Below are 7,630 nucleotides of genomic sequence, written 5' to 3' on the forward strand. Positions count from 1 at the left end.
ATGCTATCAACCTTCGACCAGGTTTTGTGGGGCGCCTTCACGCCACGCGGCGATATTGTCCAGCGTGGTACTGGCAATCGCGCTCAGGGCCTCGCGGGTCAGAAAGGCCTGGTGCGCGGTGATGATCACATTCGGGAAGGTCAGCAGGCGCGCCAGCACGTCGTCTTGCAAGGGCAGGTCGGAGCGGTCTTCGAAGAACAACTGGGCTTCTTCTTCGTACACGTCCAGGCCCAAATAGCCCAATTGGCCGCTTTTCAGCGCTTCGATCAGGGCTGGCGTATCAACCAGCGCACCGCGCCCGGTGTTGATCAGCATGGCGCCATGTTGCAGGGTGGCCAGTGACTCGCGGTTGATCAGGTGCTTGTTATCGGCAGTCAGCGGGCAATGCAGGCTGATGATGTGCGAACTGGCGAGCAACTGCGCGAGGCTCACGTATTCGGCGCCCAGTGCCACCAGTTCGGCATTGGGGTAGGGGTCAAAGCACTGCAGCTTGCAGCCAAAACCGGCCATGATTTTGCCGAAGGTGGCGCCGATCTGCCCGGTACCCACTATGCCGATGGTTTTGCCCACCAGATCAAAACCGGTCAGGCCGTGCAGGGTGAAGTCGCCTTCGCGGGTGCGGTTGTAGGCGCGGTGCAGGCGACGGTTAAGCGCCAGAATCAACGCCACGGCGTGTTCCGCCACAGCGTGTGGTGAGTACGCTGGCACCCGCACCACACTCAGCCCCAGGCGTTTGGCCGCCGCCAGGTCAACATGGTTGTAACCGGCGGAGCGCAGGGCGATCAGGCGCGTGCCTCCAGCTGCCAGTTGCTCAAGCACCGGGGCGCTCAAGTCGTCATTGATAAACGGGCAGACCACTTCATAGCCATGGGCCAGCGCGGCGGTGTCGAAGCTCAGGCGTGCCGGTTGAAAGTGCAGCTCAAGGTCACCGGGCTGTGTGGCGGCGGTAAAACTGTCCTGATCGTAGGTCTGGCTGCTGAAAAGAATCGTGCGCATCAGTGCTTCCTTGGCAATGGGTGATACCGCAAACAGGGGTTACGCCGAGCTGCGCGCTTCTTGCGCCAGACGCAAAATTGCCTGGTCGAGTTCTTCGAGGGCAGCGTCGGCGGCCGGGCTTTCTTGCTTGAGCAGGGTTTCGCTGCGCTGACAGGCGCCGCGCAATTGCGGCACGCCGCAGTAACGGGTCGCGCCGTGCAAGCGGTGTACGCGCTCGATCAAGGCCACGGCGTCGTTGTCTTCGCGGGCCTGGAGGATGGCCAGGCGGTCGGTTTCCAACGATGCCAGCAACATCGACAGCATGTCGGCGGCCAGGTCGGCCTTGCCCGCCGCCAGGCGCAAGCCTTCTTCGGCATCGAGCACGGCCAGTTTGTTGGCTTGGCGTACGGGCTCCTGGGGGCCGTCGCTGCCTTGATTGCGCAAGGCCAGGCCGGTCCACTTCAGCACCACTTGCGCCAGTTGGCGTTCGCTGATGGGTTTGGTCAGGTAATCGTCCATGCCGCTTTGCAACAGGGCGCGCTTCTCGTTGGCCATCGCATGGGCGGTCAGCGCGACAATCGGCACCGGCGTCGATTGGCGTTGTTGCTCCCACTGGCGCAGCACTTCGGTGGTTTCGCGGCCATCCATGCCGGGCATTTGCACGTCCATCAGGACCAGATCGAAGTCTTCGGCCTTGAACGCATCGACGGCGGCGTAACCGCTGTCAACGGCCGTGACCTTGGCGCCCATGTCTTCGAGCAGGGTTTGTACCAGCAGCAGGTTGGCGGGGTTGTCATCCACGCACAAAATTCGCGGCGCCCGGCTGGCCAGTATCTCGCCGGGCTCGTGACGGGTTTGCTGCGGGTTGATGAGTTCGATGAGCGAGCGACGCAATTTGCGCGTGCAGGTCGGCTTGGCCTGGAGCTGGTTGTGGGGGTTGGGCACGGCGGTATTGAACAGCGCCAGCTCCGTGGTCGGGCACAACACCATGACCTTGCAGCCCATGTGCTCAAGGTCCCAGATGTGCTGGTTGAGGCGCTCGGGCGGGATGTCATGGGCCGTCACACCCAGCACGGCCAGCTCAATCGGGTTTTCGGTTTGGTGGGCAGTGGTCACGCCGTTGGTGAGGTTATCCAGGGTCAGATACGGGGTCACGCTCAAGCCGCAATCTTCAAGCTGGTGGAGCATGGCCTGACGGGCCAGGTCGTGTTTTTCCAGCAAGGCCACGCGATGGCCGAGCAACGGCGCAACGGGCAGGTCTTCAATATCATCATGGGCTTTGGGCAGGTTGACGCTGATCCAGAACACCGAGCCTTCACCCGGCTGGCTTTCGACGCCAATTTCGCCGCCCATTTGCTCCACCAGACGCTTGGAAATCACCAGGCCCAAACCGGTCCCGCCGGTTTGTCGCGACAGTGAATTGTCTGCCTGACTGAAGGCCTGGAACAGCGCCCGCACATCCTGATTGGTCAGGCCAATGCCGGTGTCTTGCACGCTGATGCGCAGTTGCACGCCGCCGCTGGTTTTGTTGTCGTCGTCATCTTCAAGCATGGCCCGCACGGCAATCGTGCCTTCGCGGGTGAACTTGATCGCGTTGTTGACCAGATTGGTGAGGATCTGCTTGAGCCGTAGCGGGTCACCCACCAACGACAGCGGCGTGTCGCGGTACACCAGGCTGACCAGCTCCAGGCCTTTCTCGTGGGCCGAGGGGGCGAGCATGGTCAGGGTGTCCTGGAGCAAATCGCGCAGGTTGAACGGGGTGCTGTCGAGCACCAGCTTGCCGGCTTCGATTTTCGAGAAGTCGAGAATCTCGTTAATGATGCCGAGCAGGTTGTCGGCCGACTTTTCGATGGTGTGCAGGTAATCGAACTGGCGAGGGGTGAGTTCGCTTTTTTGCAGCAGGTGGGTGAAGCCCAGGATGCCATTGAGCGGCGTACGGATTTCGTGGCTCATGTTGGCCAAAAATTCTGACTTGATGCGGCTGGCTTCAAGGGCTTCCTTGCGCGCCAGATCGAGTTCCAGGTTCTGGATTTCGATGGTTTCGAGGTTTTGGCGTACGTCTTCGGTGGCTTGGTCGACGCTGTGTTGCAGCTCTTCCTGCGCGTTCTGCAAGGTTTCGGCCATGCGATTGATGCCCGAGGCCAGCTCATTCAGCTCCTGGCTGCCCAGTTCTGGCAGGCGGGTCTGCAACTGGCCGTCCTTGAGTTGGGACACGGCTTGCTTGATTTGGTCCAGCGGTGAATTGATCGTGCGGCTCATGCGCAAGGCCAGCAGGGTGGTCAGCACCAGACCGGTGGCGATCAACAGCAGGCTGGCGAACAGGCTGCGGTAGCCGCGCAACAGCATGTTGTGGTGCGACAGTTCCAGTTCGACCCAGCCCAGCAAACGGTGGGCTTCATTGGGGATGACGTCGCCCGCCAGATTGCGATGGCGGCCGAATACCGGGAGCAAATAGCGCGTGGCATCGCTGTCGGTGCGTTGCAGCAATTGCGAGCTGTTGCCCATCGGCGCCTGATTGAGCATGGTCGGCCCGGCGTGGGCCAGCGGCTCGTGATTGGCGCTCAAAAACGCCACGGCGCGCACGTCTTGCTGGTCAAGGGACTCGCTGGCGATACGTTGTAGCAGGGCCGTGTCGTGGCGACCCATGGCGGGCGCTACCAGCGGTGCGAGTTGCTCGGCGATCATTTCACCGCGTTGCAGCAACTGCGATTCCAGTTCCGATTGCTGCAGCCACGTGAAGTAGCTCCCCAGCACGACCGCCATCAAGGTGACGGGCAGCAAGGTCAGCAGCAATACGCGGCCTTTTATCCCGAGGTTTTTCAGCACACCACTCTCCAGCCCGGCATTGATCAATGCATCCTTATGACGTTCGTTATAGATCAGCTCGCAGTGTAGCCATTTGATACGTGGCAAATCTTTGTAAATTTACCTCCAGTGCGAACAGCGCCCACATAACGGCAATGCAACGGCCATGCCGGTTGCTCGTGCAGGCTCAATCTTGAATAATCAGCGATTGAGAATGACTAGCAGACGTTAATGAATCCCGTAGCCGTTCAGCCCTCGCGCCTTTTGGCCATCGAAGACGACCCCGTTCTGGGCACCTACTTGCATGAGCAATTGGTGCGCTGCGGGTTTGAGGTGGTGTGGTGCCAAAACGGCCAGGAGGGCTTGAGCCGCGCCAGAGATGAACACTTTGATGTGGTGCTGATGGACATCTTGTTGCCGGGCATGAACGGCCTGCAGGTGCTCACGCAGTTGCGCCAGACCCATGCCCTGCCGGTGATATTGATGTCGGCGCTGGGGGCGGAGGCCGACCGCATTAGCGGGTTTCAGCTGGGCGCCGATGACTACCTGCCCAAGCCGTTCAGCATGGCCGAATTGCGTGTACGGATTCAGGCCATCTTGCGCCGGGTGGCGCTGGACCGCATGCCGCCGCAAGCGCCGGTATTGGCCGAAAGCGCGCTGGTGCTCGATGAAGACGCGGCCGACGCCCGTTACGGCCAGCTGTGGGCCGGGCTGACCCGCAGTGAATACCGCTTGCTCGACACCCTGCAACGCAACGCTGACGAAGTGTTGAGCAAACCGTTCCTCTATCAGCAGGTGTTGCAGCGTGGCTATTCAGCCCATGACCGCAGCCTGGACATGCACATCAGCCAAATCCGTCGCAAGCTCAAGGCCATCGGCTATCACGAGCGGGAAGTGCGCACGGTGTGGGGCAAAGGCTACGTGTTGAGCGCCAGCGATGCGCTCTAAGTTGCCCGGAAAACACTCCTTATTCTGGAAACTGGCATGTTTGCTGGTGGCTTTCTGTTTGTTGATGATCTGGCTCAGTTGGTCCTGGGGCCGCTACATGGACAAACGCACCGGCTATTTAACCGATGAGGCCAAGAGCACGCTGATTCGTTATGCCGGTGAAGCCGAACAGGCCTGGAACCGCGGCCAGCAAACCGGCGTCGATCAATGGCTGCAAGCCTTCGGCAAAACCGAGCGGGGCTGGGTCGGCGTGGTCGGCCAGGATTTGCAGTCGCTGAGCAGTTACCCGTTGAGAGACCAGGAAGCACAGCGCATGACCTTTTTGCGCGGGCTGGATTGGCCCATCAGCCATATCAACCGCGTGCGCCCGTGGATCAAAGTACCGTTCCCCAAAGACCCGTCTGCCGGTTATCTGGTGATTGAACTGCCGCAGCGCTACATGCCGGGGCTTTCGCAACTGGTCTGGCGATTTCTGATTAATGGTGTGATCCCCGGAGTGTTCACCCTGCTGCTGTGCGTGGGCCTGTACCGGCTATTGATCGTGCCGCTGAACCAGTTACGTGAGCAGGCCAATGCCTGGCGTGCCGATCAGTTGGGCGTGCGACTGTCGAGCCAGACCACCAGCCGTCAGGACGAACTGGGCGAATTGGGCCGCGCGTTTGACCAAATGTCCGAGCGCTTGCAGACCACGGTCAACCAGCAGCAACAGTTGCTGCGCGATTTGTCCCACGAACTTCGTACACCGTTGAGCCGATTGCGCGTGGCCTGCGACAGCGAACAGGGGGTAGAAGCCCTGCGCGAGCGTTTGAGCCGCGAAGTGGACGGCATGCAGCGGCTGGTTGAAGACACCTTGCAACTGGCCTGGCTGGATGCCGAGCGCGGGCCGCTGCCGGTAGAAGACATCCAGATCCAGGCGTTGTGGGAAATGCTCACCGAAAACGCACGCTTTGAAAGCGGCTGGCCCCAGGCGCGTCTGCCGTGCAACCTCGACGCCAACTGCTGGGTCAAGGGCCACCTCAACAGCCTGGCCCAAGCGCTGGAAAACATCCTGCGCAACGCCATTCGGCATTCCCCGGCAGAAGGCACCGTTAGCCTGAATGGCCAGCGCGAAGGCGATGAATGGCACCTGTGGCTCGACGACCAAGGTGGCGGTGTGGCGCCAGAAGCCCTGGAACGGATTTTTGCCCCGTTTACCCGCCTCGACGGTTCACGCCCCGGTGACGGCGGCTTTGGCCTGGGCCTGAGCATCGCACGCAACGCCTTGCGCCTGCAGGGCGGCAGTTTATGGGCGCAAAACACCGAACACGGGCTGCGCGTGCACCTGCGCCTGCCCATCACCGACCCGCCCCACCTGTAGAAGCGAGCTTGCTCGCGATCTTTTCACGATCAAAAGATCGCGAGGCAAGCTCGCTCCTACAGTTGTATCGCGTACCCCTGTAGTCGCTGACGAGGCACGAAGGCTGCGTCGAAAGATCGCGAGCAAGCTCGCTCCTACAAATGGTATTCCTTCGGCTTATAGCCTTTAGCCATAAGCTTCACACTTTGCGTGATATGGGCTGTCGGTGTTTGTCGGTATGATGTGCGACCCCGCAGTCTGGATTGCGAATACGCCATGACCTTGCAGTACCCAACTATCGCCGATTGCATCGGTAACACGCCGCTGGTGCGCTTGCAGCGCCTGGCTGGCAACACCACCAATACTTTATTGCTCAAGCTCGAAGGGAATAACCCGGCGGGCTCGGTCAAGGACCGTCCTGCGCTGTCGATGATCACCCGCGCCGAAACGCGTGGGCAGATCCAGCCCGGCGATACCTTGATCGAGGCCACCTCGGGCAATACCGGGATTGCCCTGGCCATGGCCGCCGCGATCAAGGGCTACAAGATGATCCTGATCATGCCGGACAACTCCAGTGCCGAGCGCAAGGCCGGAATGACCGCGTACGGCGCCGAGCTGATTCTGGTCAGCCAGGAAGAGGGCATGGAAGGGGCTCGCGACCTCGCCGACAAGCTGCAGGCCGAAGGCCGTGGCAAGGTCCTCGACCAGTTCGCCAACGGTGACAACCCAGAGGCGCACTACACCAGCACGGGCCCGGAGATCTGGCGTCAGACCCAGGGCACGATCACCCATTTCGTCAGCTCGATGGGCACCACGGGCACCATCATGGGTGTTTCGCGCTACCTCAAAGAGCAGAACCCCAACGTGCAGATCGTCGGTTTGCAGCCGATGGAAGGCGCGGCCATTCCGGGCATTCGTCGCTGGCCGACCGAATACCTGCCCAAAATCTATCAAGCCGAACGGGTTGACCGGATTGTCGACATGGCCCAACGCGAAGCCGAAGACGTGATGCGTCGTCTGGCCCGCGAAGAAGGCATCTTCTGCGGCGTGTCCTCAGGTGGTGCGGTAGCCGCCATGCTGCGCCTGTCGCAAGAAGTCGAAAACGCCGTGATTGTCGGCATCATTTGCGACCGTGGCGACCGTTACCTGTCGACTGGCCTTTACGATGCGCCCAACTGATGGCTAAGCAAGAGAGAGGCCTGCGCTTCCAGCCCGCTGGCGGCACCAAGGCCCCGCAAGTGCCTACGGGTAAAAAACAGCGTTTGAGTATCGAGCGCCTGGCCAACGACGGCCGTGGTATTGCCTTTATCGAAGGGCGCACCTGGTTTGTCTCGGGGGCTTTGGCCGGTGAAGAAGTCGAAGCCCGGGTGCTGGGGGCACACGGTAAAGTGGTCGAGGCGCGCACTGAGCGGGTCTTCACTGCCAGCGCCAGCCGTCGCGAGGCGCCGTGCAAGCTGGCCGGCAAGTGCGGTGGGTGCAGCGTGCAACATCTGCCCCATGACGAGCAGCTTGCACTGAAACAGCGCATGCTCGCCGAGCAACTGACCCGTGTGGCCGGTGTTGAGC

6 protein-coding genes are annotated in these 7,630 nt (G+C 61.2%); 4 read left to right on the top strand and 2 right to left on the bottom strand.

Going from position 1 to position 7,630, the window contains the following annotated elements:
• Nucleotides 1-6: 6 nt before the first annotated feature.
• Both GHO41_RS18930 and GHO41_RS18935 read right to left on the bottom strand, forming a co-directional pair.
• Entirely contained in the window at nt 7-996 is a 990-nt protein-coding gene (locus tag GHO41_RS18930; protein ID WP_153434335.1) for a 2-hydroxyacid dehydrogenase, read from the bottom strand.
• 39 nt (nt 997-1,035) lie between these two features.
• The gene (locus GHO41_RS18935; protein ID WP_323370391.1) at nt 1,036-3,801 is read right to left on the bottom strand and encodes a response regulator; all 2,766 of its coding nucleotides are present in this window, start codon (nt 3,799-3,801) and stop codon (nt 1,036-1,038) included.
• Nucleotides 3,802-4,011: 210 nt separating this feature from the next.
• Between GHO41_RS18935 and GHO41_RS18940 the strand changes: the two genes are divergently transcribed.
• From GHO41_RS18940 to GHO41_RS18955, 4 genes are all read left to right on the top strand, one after another.
• Nucleotides 4,012-4,728, top strand: a complete 717-nt coding sequence (locus GHO41_RS18940; RefSeq protein WP_048369720.1) for a response regulator transcription factor — start codon at nt 4,012-4,014, stop codon at nt 4,726-4,728.
• On the top strand, nt 4,718-6,085 hold the full coding sequence (locus GHO41_RS18945) for a sensor histidine kinase (RefSeq protein WP_153434336.1): 1,368 nt from the start codon (nt 4,718-4,720) through the stop codon (nt 6,083-6,085). Before GHO41_RS18940 ends, GHO41_RS18945 begins: the two co-directional genes overlap by 11 nt.
• Before the next feature lie 255 nt (nt 6,086-6,340).
• Nucleotides 6,341-7,243, top strand: a complete 903-nt coding sequence (gene cysM / locus GHO41_RS18950) for a cysteine synthase CysM (RefSeq protein ID WP_048369724.1) — start codon at nt 6,341-6,343, stop codon at nt 7,241-7,243.
• Nucleotides 7,243-7,630: TRAM domain-containing protein (locus GHO41_RS18955; RefSeq protein WP_153434337.1), on the top strand; the 388-nt coding region annotated here is incomplete at its 3' end. The genes cysM and GHO41_RS18955, both read left to right, overlap by 1 nt.

Origin of the sequence: Pseudomonas sp. FSL R10-0399, assembly GCF_009600165.1 — a bacterium.
GTDB lineage: Bacteria > Pseudomonadota > Gammaproteobacteria > Pseudomonadales > Pseudomonadaceae > Aquipseudomonas > Aquipseudomonas helleri.